We start from the raw sequence: 16,590 nt of genomic DNA on the forward strand, positions 1-16,590 counted from the left end.
GCGCTTTGTCTGGCTAGGATGCGCGCCGGCCAAAGGGAGAAGAAATCATGATGCCATCGGCACGGTTCGCCGACCTCGACGGCGCCTCGGTGCTGATTACCGGCGGTGGCTCCGGCATCGGCGCGGCGCTGACCGAAGGTTTTATGCGGCAGGGCGCCAAGGTTGCGTTCATCGACATCGCCGACAAGCCAAGCGCCACCCTTGCCGATCGGCTGCAGAAGGAGCTCGGCCGCCGGCCGCTCTACCTCAAGGCCGACCTGCGCGACATCGCGGCGCTGCGCGCCGCCGCGACGAAGGCGGCCGAAGCGCATGGCGATGTCACCGTGCTGGTAAACAACGCCGCGCTCGACGATCGCCACGCGGTGGAAGACGTAACGGTCGAGTTCTGGGACAACAATCTCGCCATCAACCTGCGGCCGCATTTCTTCACCGCCCAGGCCGTGGCGCCCGGCATGAAGCGCGCCGGCGGCGGCTCGATCATCAACTTCACCTCCACCTCCTATCTGATCAACCATCCCGATATGCCGGCCTACACCGCGGCCAAGGCGGGCATACTCGGCCTCACCAAGGGCCTCGCCGGCAAGCTCGGCGCCGACCGCATCCGCGTCAACGCCGTGGCGCCGGGCTGGGTCATCACCGAACGGCAGCGCGAGCTCTGGGTCACGGATGAAGGGCTTGCCGCCCATGTCGCCAAGCAATGCATCAAGGACGTGATGCAGCCCGACGACATGGTGGGCACGGTGCTGTTCCTGGCGTCCGACGCCTCGCGCATGCTGACCGCCCAGATGCTGATCGTCGACGGAGGCTTCCTGTGAGCCAGGCACCCGCGTTTGCCGCGTTCGACTGGGGCACGACAAGGCTGCGCGCCTGGCTGCTCGACGGCGCCGGCAAGGTGCTTGCCGAGCGGCGCGGCGACGACGGGCTGATCACCGCCCGCGAAAAAGGTTTTGCTAAGGTGCTGGAAAGCCATCTGGACGCCATGGGCGCGCCGGAGGCGCTGCCGGTCATCATCTGCGGCATGGCCGGCTCGCGGCAGGGCTGGATCGAGGCGCCCTATATCACCGTGCCGGCGCCGATCGGCGCTATCCTGCGCGGCGCCGCCCGGATCGAAGGATCGCGCCGCGACATCCGTATCGTGCCTGGCCTCGCGCAGCGCCTGGCCGATGCGCCCGACGTCATGCGCGGCGAGGAAACCCAGCTTGCAGGTGCCGGTTTGCCGGCAAAGGGAAGGCACCTCGTCTGCATGCCTGGCACGCATTCGAAATGGGTTGCGGTCGAGGACGGCGCCGTCGAAGGTTTCGGCACTTGGCCGACCGGCGAATTGTTCTCTGTCTTGGCCACACACTCGATCCTGAAACATTCGCTCGGCGAGCATCCCGCTTCCGTCGCCGCGGACAGTTCGTTCTTCCGGCAATGGTGCGAGCGGGCCTTGGGTGAAGGCGGCGATGTCACCTCGAAACTGTTTGCCATCCGCGCCGCCGGGCTTCTGCAGGACCTGCAGCCCGCCGAGGCGGCGGCATGCCTGTCCGGACTTCTGATTGGCGGAGAGATCGCCTCGGCGAGGCGCCGCTATGGCGCCAGCGAAGCGCCGGTGGTGCTGATCGCCTCCGGCGCGCTGGCCACGCTTTATGGCGAGGCGCTCAGCCTTGCTGGCCTTGCCTTTCGCACTGTCGACGCCGATGAAGCGGTGCGCGCCGGACTTGTCGAAGCCGCGCGCGAGAACGGCATGATTGGAGGCGCTTGATGAGCCAGACCGCACCCTTCCCGAGGCTCAAGCGCGGCCTGGTCGCCATCCTGCGCGGTCTCAAGCCGTCCGAGGCGGTGGCGATCGGCAAGGCGATCCACGACGCCGGCATCGAGGCCATCGAAGTGCCGCTCAATTCGCCGGAGCCGTTCGTCTCCATCGCCGATCTGGTCAAGGCGCTGCCGCAAAGCGCGCTGGTCGGCGCCGGCACTGTGCTGACCACCGCCGATGTCGACGCCTTGCACAGGGCCGGCGGGCGCCTCCTGGTCAGCCCCAATATCGATGCCGAGGTCATGGGCCGCGCCATGCATCACGGCATGGTGACGATGCCCGGTGTGTTCACACCTACCGAAGCTTTCCAGGCGATCCGGTTAGGGGCCTCGGCGCTCAAATTCTTCCCGGCAAGCGTGCTTGGCGCGAGCGGCATCGCGGCGATCCGCGCCGTGCTGCCGCCCGCGACCCTTATCGGCGCCGTCGGCGGCGTTTCCGACAAGGACTTTGCCGGCTACAAGGCGGTCGGCGTGAGCGTGTTCGGTCTGGGGTCGAGCCTCTATAAGCCAGGCGCGACGGTCGAGGATGTGGCGCGGCGCGCCAGCGCCGCGGTCGCCGCCTGGGACGAAGCTTTCGGAGGATGACGATGGATGGCGTTTCGGTTTTTTCCGACCACATCTGCGAGCTCGGCGAAGGGCCGAGCTACGATCCCGCCACCGACACGCTGTTCTGGTTCGACATCGTCAACGGCAAGCTGCTGGAGAAGCCGCTCGGCGGCGCGTTGAAGGTGCATGACCTCGGCGTCATGGCCAGCGCCATCGCCGTCATCGACGCCGACCGCCAGCTCATCGCCACCGAGATCGGCCTGCAGGTAAGGGACGTGAAAACCGGCAGGCTGACGCGGCACACGCCGATCGAGGCCGACAATGCGCTCACGCGCTCCAACGATTCCCGCGTCCATCCCTGCGGCGCGCTGTGGACCGGCACGATGGGCAAGGGCGAGGAGAAGAGCGCGGGCTCGATCTACTGGTTCTTCAAGGGCGAATTGCGCCGGCTGTTTTCCGGCATCACTGTCTCGAATTCGATCTGTTTTTCCGAGGACGGCACGATTGCCTACTACACCGACACAGCGACCGGGCTTCTGATGCGCGTTGCCTGCGATCCGGCGACCGGCCTGCCGGCCGGCGAAGTGAAAGTGTTCGTCGATCATCGCTCCTCGAAAGGCTATATCGACGGTTCGGTCGTCGACCGCGACGGGGTTCTGTGGAACGCTGTCTGGGGCGGCAAGGCGGTGAAGGCCTATGCGCCGGACGGAACGCTGCTGCGCGAGATCGCCATGCCGGTCACGCAGGCTTCCTGCCCCGCCTTTGTCGGCGCAAATGGCGATCGCCTGGCGGTGACTTCGGCCTGGAGCGGCAAGGACGAGAAACAGCGCGCTCTCGATCCGCAAGCCGGCATGACCTTCCTGCTCGATATCCCGGTCAATGGGCGCTTCGAGCCACGCGTGCTGATCGCATAAGGCCCAGGTTCAGCACTATCAGGCAATCGCCTTGGTCCGGTCGGTTTCCCGCAAGCCGGCCGCTGCGGCCATGCGATGGTAGCGCCTGATTTCGCCCCGGAGCATTCGATGCCGCAGTCGACGCTGATCCTTGTCTACGAGCCGGAACAGCCCTGTTTCGACCGGCTCGTCGCGCAGGGCTACCCGACCGAGCGCGCCATCGAGATCTCGTCCTATCTGGCGCAGTCGACCGATCTTAGGCCGGAGTTCGGCCAGCTCGCCGCCGCATGCGAGAAGCGCGGCCTCGCTTTCAAGCCTGTCGAGCTCGACGACGCGGCGTCGATTCTGGCAAAGGCCGATCCCGCAACAACGCTGGTTTGGACGCTGACCGACGGCATTGCCTATTTCCGTGGCGGCGCTTCGCCGGCGCTCGCCCGCCTGAACGGGCTGCGCACCATCGGCGCCGACGATTCGCTTTTCGCGCTCTGCCAGGACAAGCTGCGCTCGGGCGCCGTGTTCGGCGCGCTCGGCCTGCCGGTGCCGGCGGCGGGCTTAGCGCGAAACGGGGCATGGCTGGTCGAGCCGCCGGCCTCGCCCAAAGGCTGGTTCGTCAAGCCCAACCGGCTCGGTGCCAAGATCGGAATCTGGCCGGATTCGCGCATCACCGATCTCGGCCATGCGCTGGAGCTTAGCCGGCGTGTCTTTGCGCACTACCGCGACGACGTCGTCGTGCAGGCCTACGTCGCCGGCCGCAACGTGCGCGCAAGCTTCCTTGGGCTGAAGCCCGAAACCGGCGTTGAGGCGCTCGGCATCTTCTTCGTCGATTCCGGCGGCGATTTTCAGACCATGGCCGACTCGATGGCGCTCTATGGCGACACCGGACAGGCGGCGAAGGATGCGGGCACCTATGCCGAGCCGGAACTCGAGGCCGTCGGCGCCAGTCAGCCGGAGGCGGATCGGAAAATCCGCGCCATTGCGCAAAAGTTGATCAGCGGTCTCGGCCTGAAAGATGTCTTCTCCGTCGACTTCCGGGTTGAGGCCGACGACACCGTGCACCTCATCGAGTTCGAAGTCTGCCCCGGCCTGCCCTGCTTCGATTTTCGCGACTATTGCCGCAGGCAGTGGGACATGAGCCTTGCCGATGCGATGGCGCAGACGGCGGCCAACAGGTTTGTTTCTTAAATACCTTCCACCAGCACGATCTCGCCATCGGCCACTTTCTGACGGATGGCGACGGCGCGCTGATATTCCGGCGAGTGGTAGCAATCATGCGCCGACGCCAGTGAATCGAACTCGATGATGACGTTGCGGGCGCGCCCCGGCCCTTCGACTTTTTCATGCGCGCCGCCGCGCGCCAGGAACTTCGCGCCGAAGCGGTCGAAGGCGAGCTTCGCGGCGGCGACATAATCCTTGTACCCCTCGGCGTCGCGCACATCGACATGGGCGATCCAATATCCCTTTGGCATTCTTTCTCTCCTGTTTGTGCCCGAGCGAACCGGTCCTCAGGCCGACTGCATTTCGGCGAGTATCGCTTCGGCCGCGGCGCGGCGGTCCGGCGCGGCGACGATCGGCCGGCCGACGACGAGGTGGCTGGAGCCGTTGCGAATGGCCTGCGCCGGCGTCACCACGCGTTTCTGGTCGCCATGGTCGCTGCCCGACGGGCGTATGCCGGGCGTCACCACCGCCAGGTCGGGGCCGACGATACGGCGCACCGCTTCGGCCTCCTCCGCCGAGCAGACGATGCCGCCCATGCCGGCATGCAGCGCCTGTTCGGAGCGCCTGAGCACCAGCGTGTGCGGATCGTATTCATAGCCGGCGTCGATCATGTCCTGCTTGTCCATTGAGGTCAGCACCGTCACGCCAAGCAGGCAGAGCTCGCTGCCCTTGGCCGCCTCGACCGCCGCTCTCATGGTTTTGGGGTAGGCATGCAGCGTCAACATCGTCACGCCCATCTTGACGATGTTCTCGACGCCCTTGGCCACCGTGTTGTCGATGTCGAGCAGCTTCATGTCGAGGAACACTCTCGTGCCGCCGCTGGCCAGTTCCCGCGCGAAGTCCAGCCCGCCGGCGAAGGCAAGCTGATAGCCGATCTTGTAGAAGGAAACGGCGCCTTCGAGTTCCTGCACGGCTCGCTCCGCCTCTTTCAGCGTCGGCAGGTCGAGCCCCACGATCAGCCTTTCTTGCATGGATTTGGCCCGCATCGTGTCGGCCTCCGCGAAATTGATCACGCCTCGATCCGGGTGGACAGCATGCGCGAGGTTTCCATCAGTGTACGGCATAGGCGCTCCATCGATTGGTGCAGTCTGGCGTCCCTGAATTGTCCGTCCTCGGCGAAGGCTTCGTCGGCCTCGGAAACCGAGCATTCGGGCGTGATCACCTCCATCTGGCAGCGCACCAGCACCGCGCGCAGATGGTTGATGCAGCGTATGCCGGCAAACGTGCCCTCGGAGGACGAGCAGAGAGCGACGGGTTTGCCGTAGAGCGGCCTGAATGTTCGGCTGCCTTCACGCCGTATCCGGCTCACCCAGTCGATCGCGTTCTTGAGCAGCGGCGGGATCGAGCCGTTATATTCGGGCGTCGCGATCAGCAGCCCGTCATGCGCCGCGATCTGATGGCCGAGCTTGATGGCGCTCTCGGGGATGCCTTTTTCCTTTTCAAGGTCCTCGTCCATGATCGGCAGCGGATAGTCGCCGAGCGAGATGCGCGTTACCTCGGCGCCCTGCATGGCCAGTTTCTTCTGCGCCACATCGGCGGTCCGGCCGCTATAGGCGCCGGTCCGGACCGAACCTGCGAAGACGAGGATTCGTGGGATTATTGCCATTGGCCTGCTTCGCTAAGGGAGTAGGGGAGTAAGGGAATAGGGCAGTAGGATAGTGCGGATGCTGAACCGTTCATTTCCTATTCCCCCACTGCGTTACTCCCATACTCCCTTATCCCTAGTGCGACGGCCGCCGATAAATCCACAGCTGCGTCGGTGGGATGTTGCGGAAGATGAAATCGAAATGCTCGACCGTATAGTCGCCGCGCCCGGCCGGGATCGGCGACAGTGGGCCATAGGTCAGCTGCACGATCGGCCGTCCATGCGGGATGCGGTCGAGCAGGCTCTCGATATAGGCGATGCGCTGGGCGACCGGGAAATTGAGCAAGGGCACGCCGGAGACGACCGAATCGAACACCATGTCGCGCTTTTCGCCGAGCGTGGCATCGAGATTGAAGGCATCGCCCTCGATCACGTTGACGCCCGGATAGAGCCCACGCAGGTGACGCACGAAGTCGGTCGAATATTCGACCGCGTAGAGGTTTTCGGGCTTCACGCCCTGGGCGAGGATGGCGCGGGTGATGACGCCGGTGCCGGGCCCCACTTCAAGCACGGGCAGGCCCGATCTCGGATTGACGATCGAGGCCATCTTGCGGGCGGTGATGGAACTGGTGGGAACGATCGAGCCGACCGTTTTCGGCTTGTCGATCCAACCTTTGAAGAACTTCAGCTCGTCGTCGAATTTTTCCGCCAGCGCTTTGCGCAATCCGGGACTACGTGCCATCCGAGTTCTCCTCAATGCTCGTCCCCCGATCCGCTACTTAGCAGGTGGGTGGGACAAGGCAAGGCGTCAAGCTGGCATAAGATGTTGATGACGCTTGGGAAGCGGATCGCTGTTCCAAATGCTGGTGCGAAACGCGGGACTATGGCGGTCAGCTTTCGCCAAACGACTCGAAGAAGTCCTTCATGCGTGCGAAAAAGCCACTCGACTGGGGCGAATTGTCCTTCGAGGAGAGCTGCTCGAACTCTTCCAGCAATTCGCGCTGACGGCGCGTCAGGTTCTGCGGCGTCTCGACCGCCGTCTGGATGTAAAGGTCGCCGACATTGGGCTGGCGCAGCACCGGCATGCCCTTGCCCTTCAAGCGGAACTGGCGACCGTTCTGGGTGCCTTCCGGCACTTTCACCTTGGTCTGCGTGCCGTCCAGCGTGGTGACCTCGAAGGAGCCGCCAAGGGCGGCCGTCGTCATCGAGATGGGAACCTTGCAATAGAGATCAGCGCCGTCGCGCTGGAAGAATTCGTGCGGCTTCACCGCAAGGAAGATGTAGAGGTCGCCGGACGGTCCGCCGCGCAGGCCTGCCTCGCCCTCGTTGGCAAGCCGGATGCGGGTGCCGTCCTCGATGCCGGCCGGGATGTTGACCGACAGCGAGCGCTCCTCGGTGACGCGGCCCTGGCCGGCGCATTTTGGGCAAGGGTCCTTGATCGTCTGGCCGCGGCCCTGGCATTGCGGGCAGGTCCGCTCGATCGAGAAGAAGCCTTGCGTGGCGCGCACCTTGCCGTGGCCGTGGCACATCGAGCAGGTCACCGGCTGCGTGCCGGGCTTGGCGCCGCTGCCGGAGCATTCCGAGCAGGAGATCGAAGCCGGCACGTGGATCTGCGCGGTCTTGCCGGAAAAAGCCTCTTCCAGCGTGATTTCCATGTTGTAGCGCAAGTCGGCGCCGCGCTCGCGGCCGCCCGACGAGCGGCGCTGGCGGCCGCCCATCATGTCGCCGAAGATGTCCTCGAAGATGTCCGCGAAACCGCCGGCGCCAAAACCGTGCGCCGCGCCGTTCATGCCGCCCTCGAAGGCGGCGTGGCCGAAGCGATCATAGGCGGCGCGCTTCTGCGGGTCCTTCAGCGTCTCGTAAGCCTCGTTGATTTCCTTGAACTTGTGCTCGCAGGCATGGTCGCCGGGGTTGCGGTCGGGATGGAACTGCATGGCGAGCTTGCGGAAAGCGCTCTTGAGTTCCTTCTCGTCGGCGCCTTTTTGCACGCCCAGCGTTTCGTAGAAATCAGCTTTCATTTTTTCCCGCTGTCCGGATGCTCAATGTCTTCAAGCATTGTTGGCGACGTCTGCCGGCATGGCCTTGGATTTAGGAGCGATGTTTCCCGGATGCTAGTACCAAGCCGGGGCCACTCCGGGTTTTTCGTCACTTTTTCGATTGGGGTTGCAAAAAAGCCCGGCTTGCGCCGGGCTTTTCGCATGTTCTGCCGTCAGCCGGCTCAAGCCGACTTCTTCTTGTCGTCGTCTTCGTTGATTTCCTCGAAGTCGGCGTCGACCACGTCCGAATCCTTGGCGGCATCCGCCTTGGCATCGGCTTCGGCCGCTTCCTTCTGCGAGGCCTCGTACATGGCCTGGCCGAGCTTCATCGACACTTCGGCGAGCGACTGCGACTTGGCCTCGATAGCAGCCGGGTCGTCGCCTTCGGCGGCGGTCTTCAGCGCGGCAATGGCGTCGGAGATCGCGGTGCGGTCAGCCTCCGAGACCTTGTCGCCATAGTCCTTCAGCGACTTCTCGGACGAGTGCACCAGCGCCTCGGCCTGGTTGCGGGCTTCGACGAGGGCACGGCGCTTCTTGTCGGCGTCGGCATTGGCCTCGGCGTCCTTCACCATCTTCTCGATGTCGGCGTCGGACAGGCCGCCCGAAGCCTGGATGCGGATCTGGTGCTCCTTGCCGGTGCCCTTGTCCTTGGCCGAGACGTTGACGATGCCGTTGGCGTCGATGTCGAACGTGACCTCGATCTGCGGCACGCCGCGCGGGGCCGGTGGGATGCCGACCAGGTCGAACTGGCCGAGCAGCTTGTTGTCGGCCGCCATTTCGCGCTCGCCCTGGAAGACGCGGATCGTCACCGCCGATTGCGAATCCTCGGCGGTAGAGAAGGTCTGGCTCTTCTTGGTCGGGATCGTCGTGTTGCGCTCGATCAGTCGGGTGAACACGCCACCCAGCGTCTCGATGCCCAGCGACAGCGGCGTCACGTCGAGCAAGAGCACGTCCTTGACGTCGCCCTGCAGCACGCCGGCCTGGATGGCGGCGCCGAGCGCGACGACCTCATCCGGGTTGACGCCCTTGTGCGGCTCCTTGCCGAAGAACTGCTTCACGATCTCCTGGATCTTGGGCATGCGGGTCATGCCGCCGACCAGCACCACTTCGTCGATCTCGCCCGCCTTCAGGCCGGCGTCCTTGAGCGCCGCCTTGCAGGGCTCGATCGTGCGCTGCACGAGGTCCTCCACCAGGCTTTCGAACTTCGCCCGGGTGAGCTTCATCGTCAGGTGCTTCGGGCCGGTGGCGTCGGCGGTGATGAAGGGCAAGTTGATCTCGGTCTGCGTCGTCGACGACAGCTCGATCTTGGCCTTTTCGGCCGCTTCCTTGAGGCGCTGTAGCGCGAGCTTGTCGGCCTTGAGGTCGATGCCCTGTTCCTTCTTGAACTCGGCCGCCAGATATTCGACGAGCCGCATGTCGAAGTCCTCGCCGCCGAGGAAGGTGTCGCCATTGGTCGACTTCACCTCGAAGACGCCGTCGCCGATTTCCAGGACCGAAATATCGAAGGTGCCGCCGCCAAGATCATAGACGGCGATGGTCTTGCCGTCCTTCTTTTCCAGGCCGTAGGCGAGGGCCGCGGCCGTGGGCTCGTTGATGATGCGCAGCACCTCGAGGCCGGCGATCCTGCCGGCGTCCTTGGTCGCCTGGCGCTGGGCGTCGTTGAAATAGGCCGGAACGGTGATGACCGCCTTCTCGACCTTCTCGCCGAGATAGGCTTCCGCCGTCTCCTTCATCTTCTGCAGGATCATTGCCGAGATCTGGCTGGGCGACTGCTTCTTGCCGCCGGCCTCGACCCAGGCGTCGCCATTGTCGCCCTTGACGATCTTGTAGGGGACAAGCTTCTTGTCCTTCTCCGTCACCGGGTCGTCATAGCGGCGGCCGATCAGGCGCTTGACCGCGAAGATGGTGTTTTCAGGATTGGTGACCGCCTGGCGCTTGGCCGGCTGGCCGACGAGGCGTTCGCCGTCATTCGAGATGGCGACGATGGAAGGCGTGGTGCGCGCGCCCTCAGCGTTCTCAATCACCTTGGGGTCCTTGCCATCCATGATGGCGATGCAGGAGTTGGTGGTGCCGAGATCGATACCGATAACTTTTGCCATTGTTCTAGTCTCTCCTCTAAGCAGGCTTTCAGGACCCTTCAAAAGGCGTTCCGACGAAAGCCCCTGTTCACAAGAAATTCCGTCAAGGTCACCGGTTCGCGAAGGCCCGGACGGCTGGGGCGTATATAAGAACAGCCGATACGGGGCGCAAGCATTCTGCGCAAGCTGTTCGTTGTCCCGGCAAGGCTTTGGCAGCGATCCGCCGCGCGTTGCGGCACGCTCGGCGCGAGCTCGCGCTATCGCATTGTTCCGGCTGGCTTTTTTAGACATGGTGCCGCTGGCGGCGCTTGGAACCGTCATCCGGCGAGGGCAACGCTCGCCTCGGCGGGCGTGACTTTCGGTCGCGAAAGGCTGGAAAATCGGCGTCGCGGCGACGCTACGCGCATCCGGCGGCAGGGCTGAGGAGCGCCGGGCGCTCGAGCTATACCCTGCCGGGCGGGTGGCCCGGCAGGGTATCCGGAGCTCAGAGCCCGTTGTCCTTGAGGATCTTGGCGGCGTTCTCCTTGGTGATCCTTTCCGTAGGCAGCGTGATGGTCTTCTCGACCTTCTCGCCGTTCAGGAACTTGATCGCCTGGCGCAGGCCCTCGGCGCCCGGCGTGACGTAGGTGAAGGTCGCGGTCAGCTCGCCCTTGTTCACCATCTGCACGCCCTCATTGGGCAGGCCGTCGATGCCGATGAACTTCATGTCCTTCTCGCGCCCGACATCCTTGGCCGCCAGATAGGCCCCATAGGCCATCGGATCGTTGTGGCCGTAGACGAGGTCGATCTTCTCGTTGGTCTTCAGCGCGTTGGCCATGATGTTGTAGGCCTGGTCCTGCTTCCAGTCGCCCGACTGCTGGTCGAGCAGATACTTGATGCCCGGCTCCTTGTCGGTGAATTCATGGAAGCCGTCATGGCGGTCATGCGCCGGCTGCGTGCCCATGCCGCCCCAGATCTCGACGACGTTGCCGGCGGCCTTGCCCTTGCCGCCCAGGAGCTCGACCGCGTATTCGCCGGCCGCGCGGCCGATCAGCTTGTTGTCGCCGCCCACGAACTGCGTGTAGTCCTTGGTGTCGACATTGCGGTCGAGCACGAAGACCGGGATCTTGGCGTCGATCGCCTGCTGCACGACGCCGGTGAGGCCGGCCGATTCCTTGGGCGACACCAGAAGCGCGTCGACCTCCTGGCGGATCAGGTTCTCGACGTCGGCCACCTGCTTCTCGGTCTTGTCCTCACCGTCGGTGATGATCAGTTCGACTTCCGGATGCTTGGCGGCCTCCGCGATGATGTCCTTGTTGAACTGGGCGCGCCAGGGTTCGATGGTCGTCACCTGCGAGAAGCCGATCTTCCACTTCTTGTTTTGGGCAATGGCGTGGTCACTGGAAAAGAGAGCGGTGGTCGTCAGAAGTGCCGCCGCGAAGGTGGCGAGCTTCAGCATGTCACGTCGTTTCATGGTCCTGTTTCCTCCGGATTATAGAGACGAGGTCTCCTGTGACGGCCGCTTGGCCGCGGCCGTTTCCTTTTGCGCGGCCCGTACGCCGGGCAGGCGCAGATAACTTAAGATGTCGCCGGCGTTGCGCTCCTGCACGAGCACGGTGCCGATGATGATCGCCCCCTTCAGCACCAGCTGAAGGTTGGAATTGATGTTGTGCAGCTGCAGGATGTTCGACAGCAGGCCGAAGATCAGCACGCCGCAGAAGGTGCCGATCAGGCTGCCGCGTCCGCCCATCAGGCTGGTGCCGCCGATGACCACGGCGGCGATGGCGTCGAGCTCGAGCCCGGCGCCGGCATCCGGCTTGCCCTGCCGGTATTGCGCCACGTAAAGCACCGCCGCGATGCCGGCGAGCAGGCCGGACACGGCATAGGTGGCGATCTTGACGCGCCCGGCAGCGATGCCGGAAAGCCTGGCCGCCTCCTCGTTGCCGCCGATGGCGTAGACATAGCGGCCGAAAGGCGTGAAGCGCAGCACCGCGCCATAGATCACGACCGCACCGAGGAAGAACAGGCCCGGCATAGGCACGACGCCGAACACCAGCGAGCGCAGGATCTCGAACTCTTCCGTGGCGTTGGATCCGGTATAGACCGGCAGCACGGCATTGTTCTGGCCGGCGGTCAACCTGGCGATGCCGAGCGCCGTCACCATCATCGCAAGCGTCACGATGAAGGGCTGCAGGCGGCCGGCGACGATGATGAAGCCGTTGACGGTGCCGAACAGCAGGCCGACGCAAGGCGCGACCAGAAGCACGCCGAGCACGCCGAACTTGGTCTCGACCTGCGGCAGCAGATACCACAGCGAGAGGCAGCACAGGATCACGCCGACGACGCCCGGAATGATCAGCCCTCGCGTCGTGTCCAGCCGCACGTCGCGCCCGGCGTCCGCGCCGGCGCGAGATTTCTGGATGTTGAGCAGGATGAAGCGGGTGACGAGCGCGCCGAGGCACAAGGCGACCAGCGCGGTCGTCGGCACGCCGAGCGCCGCCGACGGCGTGACGCCCGGCACGGTGAGAAGCATGGCGCAAACGACCGAGCAGATCGCCATCAGCGAGCCGACGGACAGATCGATGCCGCCGGTCAGGATCACCGCCGTCATGCCGGTGGCGATGAGGCCGGTGGTCGACACCTGGCGCAGCACGTCGAGCAGGTTGCCGTAGGACAGGAAGATGTTGTTGCCCTTGGAACTGATCGGCGAGCCGAACACGCCGATCAGGAAGATGGCGATCAGCCCCCAGTAAAGCTTGGTGCGGGAGACAAGGCTGATGAGGCTCATGCGGCAGGTCTCGTAGTACGTCGCGGCGCGGCAAGCCGCATGATCGCCTCCTCGCTGGCTTCAGTGCGCGACAGGATCCCGCGCTGGCGGCCCTCCGCCATGACCAGGATGCGGTCGGCCAGATGCAGGAGCTCGGGCAGTTCGGAGCTGATCACGGCGATCGCCAGCCCGTCGCCGGCGAGCTTGAAGATGAGGTCGTAGATCTCGCGCTTGGCGCCGACATCGATGCCGCGCGTCGGCTCGTCGAGCAGGAGCACGCGCGGCCGCGTCGCCAGCCATTTGCCGATCACCACCTTCTGCTGGTTGCCGCCCGACAGCGTGCCCGCGGCCTGCTCGATGCTTTCGCAGCGTATGCCGAGCGCGTTCACCGCTTCACGCGCCAGGCCCTGCTCGCCCGAACGCGAGCGCAGCCCGAAGCGCGCCAGCGCGCCGACCAGCGGCAGCGCGACATTGTCGGTGATCGAGGCCGTGAGATGCAGGCCTTGCGTCTTGCGGTCCTCGGTGACCAAAGCAATGCCCAGCTGGCGGGCCTCGCGTGGCGAGCCGATCTCGACCGGCGCGCCGTCGAGCTTGATCTCGCCGCCGGTGCGGCCGTCGCTGGAGCCGAAGATCGCTTCCAGGATTTCGGTGCGGCCGGAACCCAGCAGCCCGCCTATGCCGAGGATTTCGCTCGCGCAAAGGTCGAAACTCACGCCCTCGATCACCGTGTGCCAGCCATGCCGGTCGGGCTTGGACAGCGACAGGTCCCTGACCGAGAGCGCAGCCTTGCCACCGGGGCCGCGTTCGTGGTCGGAGGACGCCAGGAGGTCGCGCCCGACCATGGCCGAGATGATGGCGTCTTCGTTCACTCCTGCCATGTTCCGCGTCAACACATGGCGTCCATCGCGCAGCACTGTCACCCGGCTTGCCAGATGCATGACCTCGTCGATGCGGTGCGAGATGTAGACGATGGCGACGCCGCTTGCCGCGAGCTGGCGGATGATGCGGAACAGCCGCTCGCATTCGGCCGGCGACAGCGCCGAGGTCGGCTCGTCCATGATCAGGATGCGCGCCGACTTCGACAGCGCCTTGGCGATCTCCACCAGCTGCTGCTCGCCGACCCTGAGCCTGCCGACGCGCGCTTCCGGATCGAGCTCGATGCCGAGCCGCTCAAGCAGCGCTTTAGCCGCGCGGCTGCTCGCCTTACGGTCGACGACCACCCCGGCGATCAGCTTTTCGCGGCCGAGGAATATATTGTCGGCGACGCTGAGCTCGGGGACGAGGTTGAGTTCCTGGTGGATGATGGCGATGCCGGCATCCTCGGCGTCGCGCACGCCGGCGAAACGGACCGCCTGGCCGTCGATGGCGACAGTGCCTTCGTAGTCGGTATAGACGCCCGAGAAGATCTTCATCAGCGTCGACTTGCCAGCGCCGTTCTCGCCCATCAGCGCATGCACTTCGCCGGGCCTGAGGTCCAGGCTCACATCCGACAGCGCGGTGATACCGCCAAACCGCTTGGAAATGCCGGTCGCGCTCAGGACGGCGGAACCGTCGGTGGCCGCATTGCCAGTCGTTATGGAATCCGCGCGCTGCTGCATGACAAAGGACGGCCTCCCTCCGTCGTCTTCGATGCCTGAACGCTAATCTAAACGTTTCGAACGTGTCAAGCGGCTATCTGGCTGCTCAGGATTGATGCATTTCAATTCTTGCGGAAAACGCTTGGTTTACGTAGGTTTGGCTAAATGAGGGAGGCTAAACGTTTCGATAATGACGGCGTCAGGACGGAAAAAGCAGCGGAAATCCACGGCGCCGACCATGCTGCACGTAGCCGAGGCGGCGCGTGTGTCGGTGGCCACCGTGTCGGCGTTGCTCAACGGCACCGCCACCGTCAGTCCCGAGTTGACCCAGCGCATCGAGCAAGCGATCCGCGACATCGGCTACAAGCGCAATGCCATTGCACGTAGCCTGAAGATGGGCACCACGCGCACCATCGGCCTCACCGTGCCGCACATCACCAATCCGTTCTTCACCGATGTCGTCTCGGTCATCCAGCAGGCTTTCGACCGCGCTGGCTATGCCGTCATGCTGTGCTGCACCGACGAGGACCTGAACACGCAGGACGAGCAGATCCGCCTGCTGCTCGACCGCATGATCGACGGGCTGATCGTGGCGCGTGTCGGCGACGGCGGCCTTCTGAAGGGCATTGTCGAGGACGCCAATGTGCCGGTGGTGCTGCTCGACCGCCTCTGCGAAGGCGTCGACACCGATGCGGTGGTGCTGGACAACCGGCGCGCCGTGTTCGACGCCGTCACCTATCTCATCCATCTCGGCCACCGGCGCATCGGCTACATCACCGGCACCTCCGACATCTCTCCCATGCACGACCGCATGATCGGCTACCGCGAGGCGCTGCAGGCGGCCGGCCTGCCGGTGGCGGAGGAGCTCATACGCTCCGGCAATTTCCACGAGATCGACGGCTACAACGCCACAATGCAGCTCTTGTCGCTGCACGACCGGCCGAGCGCGATCTTCTCGGCCAACAACCCCATGGTGATCGGCACCATGAAGGCGATCCGCGACATCGGCCTCAGCTGCCCCGAAGACATCTCGGTCGCCTGCTTCGACGATTTTCCCTGGTCCGACGTGTTCGTGCCGCAGCTCACCACCGTGGCGCAGCCGGTGCAGGCGATCGGCGAGCAGGCGGCAAACCTCCTGCTCGACCGGCTGGCCGGCAATCGCGACGCGCCGCCGCGCAAGCTGGTGCTGAAGGGCCGGCTGATGATCCGCAATTCCTGCCGGCCGCTGGGCGCGCTCGCGCAGAGCGTCAGCGCTTAGGTTCGAAGGCCTCCGCGCACAGCGCCTGCAATTTCGGGAAGATATGGCTGCCGCCGGTGATTACCTGTGTGCCCTGGCCGACCACCGTCTTCGGATCGGCCTTGAGCACCGTGCCGCCGGCCTCTTCGACCAGCAGCATGCCGGCGAGGCAGTCCCAGGCGTTCATGTGCTCCTCGACATAGCCGAGCAGCCGGCCGGACGCCGCATAGGCAAGCATCAGCGCCCCCGAAGCATTGCGGTAGAAGACGCCGCCCTGGGCCATGATCAGGCCGATGAGAGTGACGACATTCCCAGTCGAGGCGCGGTTGGAAAGCCCGGTGCCGACCGCGCCCTCGGAAAGCGACGCCGCATTGCTGGCCTGGATCGGCTTGCCGTTGAGGAAGGCGCCGCCGCCCAGGCGGCCGTAGAATGTCTCGCCGGTCGAAGGCTCGTGGATGACGCCGACCACCGTCTCGCCATCTCGGGCGCAGGCGATCACCACGCACCAGGCGGGAATGCCGCGCACGAAATTGGCGGTGCCGTCGATCGGGTCGATCACCCAGACATGGCCGGTTGTTCCGGTCACCGCCGCGTGCTCCTCGCCGACGATGCCGTCGTCCGGATAGGCTGCGTCGATGGCCGCGCGGATGAACAGCTCGACCTCGCGATCGGCTTCCGAAACCAGGTCCTGATGACCCTTGCTCTCGACCGTCAGATTGTCGAGGTCGCGGAAATATTTCAACCCCAGCTCGCCGGCGCGCCGCGCTAGGTCGATGGCGAAATGCATGCGGTCGTCGATGTCATGGGTCACGGGCAGGTCTCGCGCTGGAGCAATTCCAGGAAAAGTGTGAAGCGGTTTTCCGAGGGAATTGCGTTGAAATAA

General features: G+C 64.8%; 16 protein-coding genes. 6 read left to right on the forward strand and 10 right to left on the reverse strand.

Annotated elements, in window-relative coordinates; all coding sequences use genetic code 11:
- The first annotated feature begins 47 nt into the window (after positions 1–47).
- From P9272_RS25940 to P9272_RS25960, 5 genes are all read left to right on the forward strand, one after another.
- Positions 48–815, forward strand: coding sequence for an SDR family oxidoreductase (locus P9272_RS25940; RefSeq protein ID WP_278162751.1), 768 nt, complete (start codon positions 48–50; stop codon positions 813–815).
- Positions 812–1,744: a 2-dehydro-3-deoxygalactonokinase gene (locus P9272_RS25945; RefSeq protein ID WP_128258670.1), complete on the forward strand. Its 933-nt coding sequence runs from the start codon at positions 812–814 to the stop codon at positions 1,742–1,744. Before P9272_RS25940 ends, P9272_RS25945 begins: the two co-directional genes overlap by 4 nt.
- A complete protein-coding gene (locus tag P9272_RS25950) occupies positions 1,744–2,379 on the forward strand; it encodes a 2-dehydro-3-deoxy-6-phosphogalactonate aldolase (RefSeq protein WP_128258669.1) in 636 nt (211 codons plus the stop codon). The genes P9272_RS25945 and P9272_RS25950 overlap by 1 nt, the downstream gene beginning before the upstream one ends.
- Complete coding sequence (locus tag P9272_RS25955; RefSeq protein WP_278162752.1) at positions 2,376–3,254, forward strand: SMP-30/gluconolactonase/LRE family protein; 879 nt, start codon at positions 2,376–2,378, stop codon at positions 3,252–3,254. Before P9272_RS25950 ends, P9272_RS25955 begins: the two co-directional genes overlap by 4 nt.
- Before the next feature lie 108 nt (positions 3,255–3,362).
- On the forward strand, positions 3,363–4,415 hold the full coding sequence (locus P9272_RS25960) for a D-alanine:D-lactate ligase-like protein (protein WP_278162753.1): 1,053 nt from the start codon (positions 3,363–3,365) through the stop codon (positions 4,413–4,415).
- Here the strand turns inward: P9272_RS25960 and P9272_RS25965 are convergent.
- The 9 genes from P9272_RS25965 to P9272_RS26005 form a co-directional block, all read right to left on the reverse strand.
- The gene (locus P9272_RS25965; RefSeq protein WP_128258666.1) at positions 4,412–4,699 is read right to left on the reverse strand and encodes a DUF1330 domain-containing protein; all 288 of its coding nucleotides are present in this window, start codon (positions 4,697–4,699) and stop codon (positions 4,412–4,414) included. The genes P9272_RS25960 and P9272_RS25965 overlap by 4 nt on opposite strands.
- A gap of 36 nt (positions 4,700–4,735) precedes the next feature.
- Complete coding sequence (gene pyrF, locus P9272_RS25970; RefSeq protein ID WP_278162814.1) at positions 4,736–5,434, reverse strand: orotidine-5'-phosphate decarboxylase; 699 nt, start codon at positions 5,432–5,434, stop codon at positions 4,736–4,738.
- Positions 5,435–5,457: 23 nt separating this feature from the next.
- Positions 5,458–6,054 carry an NADPH-dependent FMN reductase gene (locus P9272_RS25975; protein ID WP_278162754.1) on the reverse strand — a complete coding sequence of 199 codons (597 nt, stop codon included), beginning with the start codon at positions 6,052–6,054 and terminating at the stop codon, positions 5,458–5,460.
- 115 nt (positions 6,055–6,169) lie between these two features.
- Positions 6,170–6,775 carry a phospholipid N-methyltransferase PmtA gene (pmtA, locus tag P9272_RS25980; protein WP_128258664.1) on the reverse strand — a complete coding sequence of 202 codons (606 nt, stop codon included), beginning with the start codon at positions 6,773–6,775 and terminating at the stop codon, positions 6,170–6,172.
- Between the two features lie 148 nt (positions 6,776–6,923).
- Positions 6,924–8,051, reverse strand: coding sequence for a molecular chaperone DnaJ (gene dnaJ / locus P9272_RS25985; protein WP_128258663.1), 1,128 nt, complete (start codon positions 8,049–8,051; stop codon positions 6,924–6,926).
- 200 nt (positions 8,052–8,251) lie between these two features.
- The gene (dnaK, locus tag P9272_RS25990; RefSeq protein ID WP_128258662.1) at positions 8,252–10,168 is read right to left on the reverse strand and encodes a molecular chaperone DnaK; all 1,917 of its coding nucleotides are present in this window, start codon (positions 10,166–10,168) and stop codon (positions 8,252–8,254) included.
- A 463-nt stretch (positions 10,169–10,631) separates the two neighbouring features.
- Positions 10,632–11,600 carry a substrate-binding domain-containing protein gene (locus P9272_RS25995; RefSeq protein ID WP_278162755.1) on the reverse strand — a complete coding sequence of 323 codons (969 nt, stop codon included), beginning with the start codon at positions 11,598–11,600 and terminating at the stop codon, positions 10,632–10,634.
- Positions 11,601–11,618: 18 nt separating this feature from the next.
- Entirely contained in the window at positions 11,619–12,914 is a 1,296-nt protein-coding gene (locus P9272_RS26000) for an ABC transporter permease (RefSeq protein WP_128258660.1), read from the reverse strand.
- On the reverse strand, positions 12,911–14,491 hold the full coding sequence (locus tag P9272_RS26005; protein WP_278162756.1) for a sugar ABC transporter ATP-binding protein: 1,581 nt from the start codon (positions 14,489–14,491) through the stop codon (positions 12,911–12,913). Before P9272_RS26005 ends, P9272_RS26000 begins: the two co-directional genes overlap by 4 nt.
- Before the next feature lie 217 nt (positions 14,492–14,708).
- On the opposite strand from P9272_RS26005, the gene P9272_RS26010 reads away from it, so the two are divergent.
- The gene (locus P9272_RS26010) at positions 14,709–15,728 is read left to right on the forward strand and encodes a LacI family DNA-binding transcriptional regulator (protein ID WP_278162757.1); all 1,020 of its coding nucleotides are present in this window, start codon (positions 14,709–14,711) and stop codon (positions 15,726–15,728) included.
- On the opposite strand, the gene P9272_RS26015 is transcribed toward P9272_RS26010, so the two are convergent.
- Positions 15,718–16,518: an inositol monophosphatase family protein gene (locus P9272_RS26015; protein ID WP_278162758.1), complete on the reverse strand. Its 801-nt coding sequence runs from the start codon at positions 16,516–16,518 to the stop codon at positions 15,718–15,720. The genes P9272_RS26010 and P9272_RS26015 overlap by 11 nt on opposite strands.
- Between the last annotated feature and the right edge of the window lie 72 nt (positions 16,519–16,590).

This window comes from Mesorhizobium sp. WSM4976 (genome assembly GCF_029625685.1).
GTDB lineage: Bacteria > Pseudomonadota > Alphaproteobacteria > Rhizobiales > Rhizobiaceae > Mesorhizobium.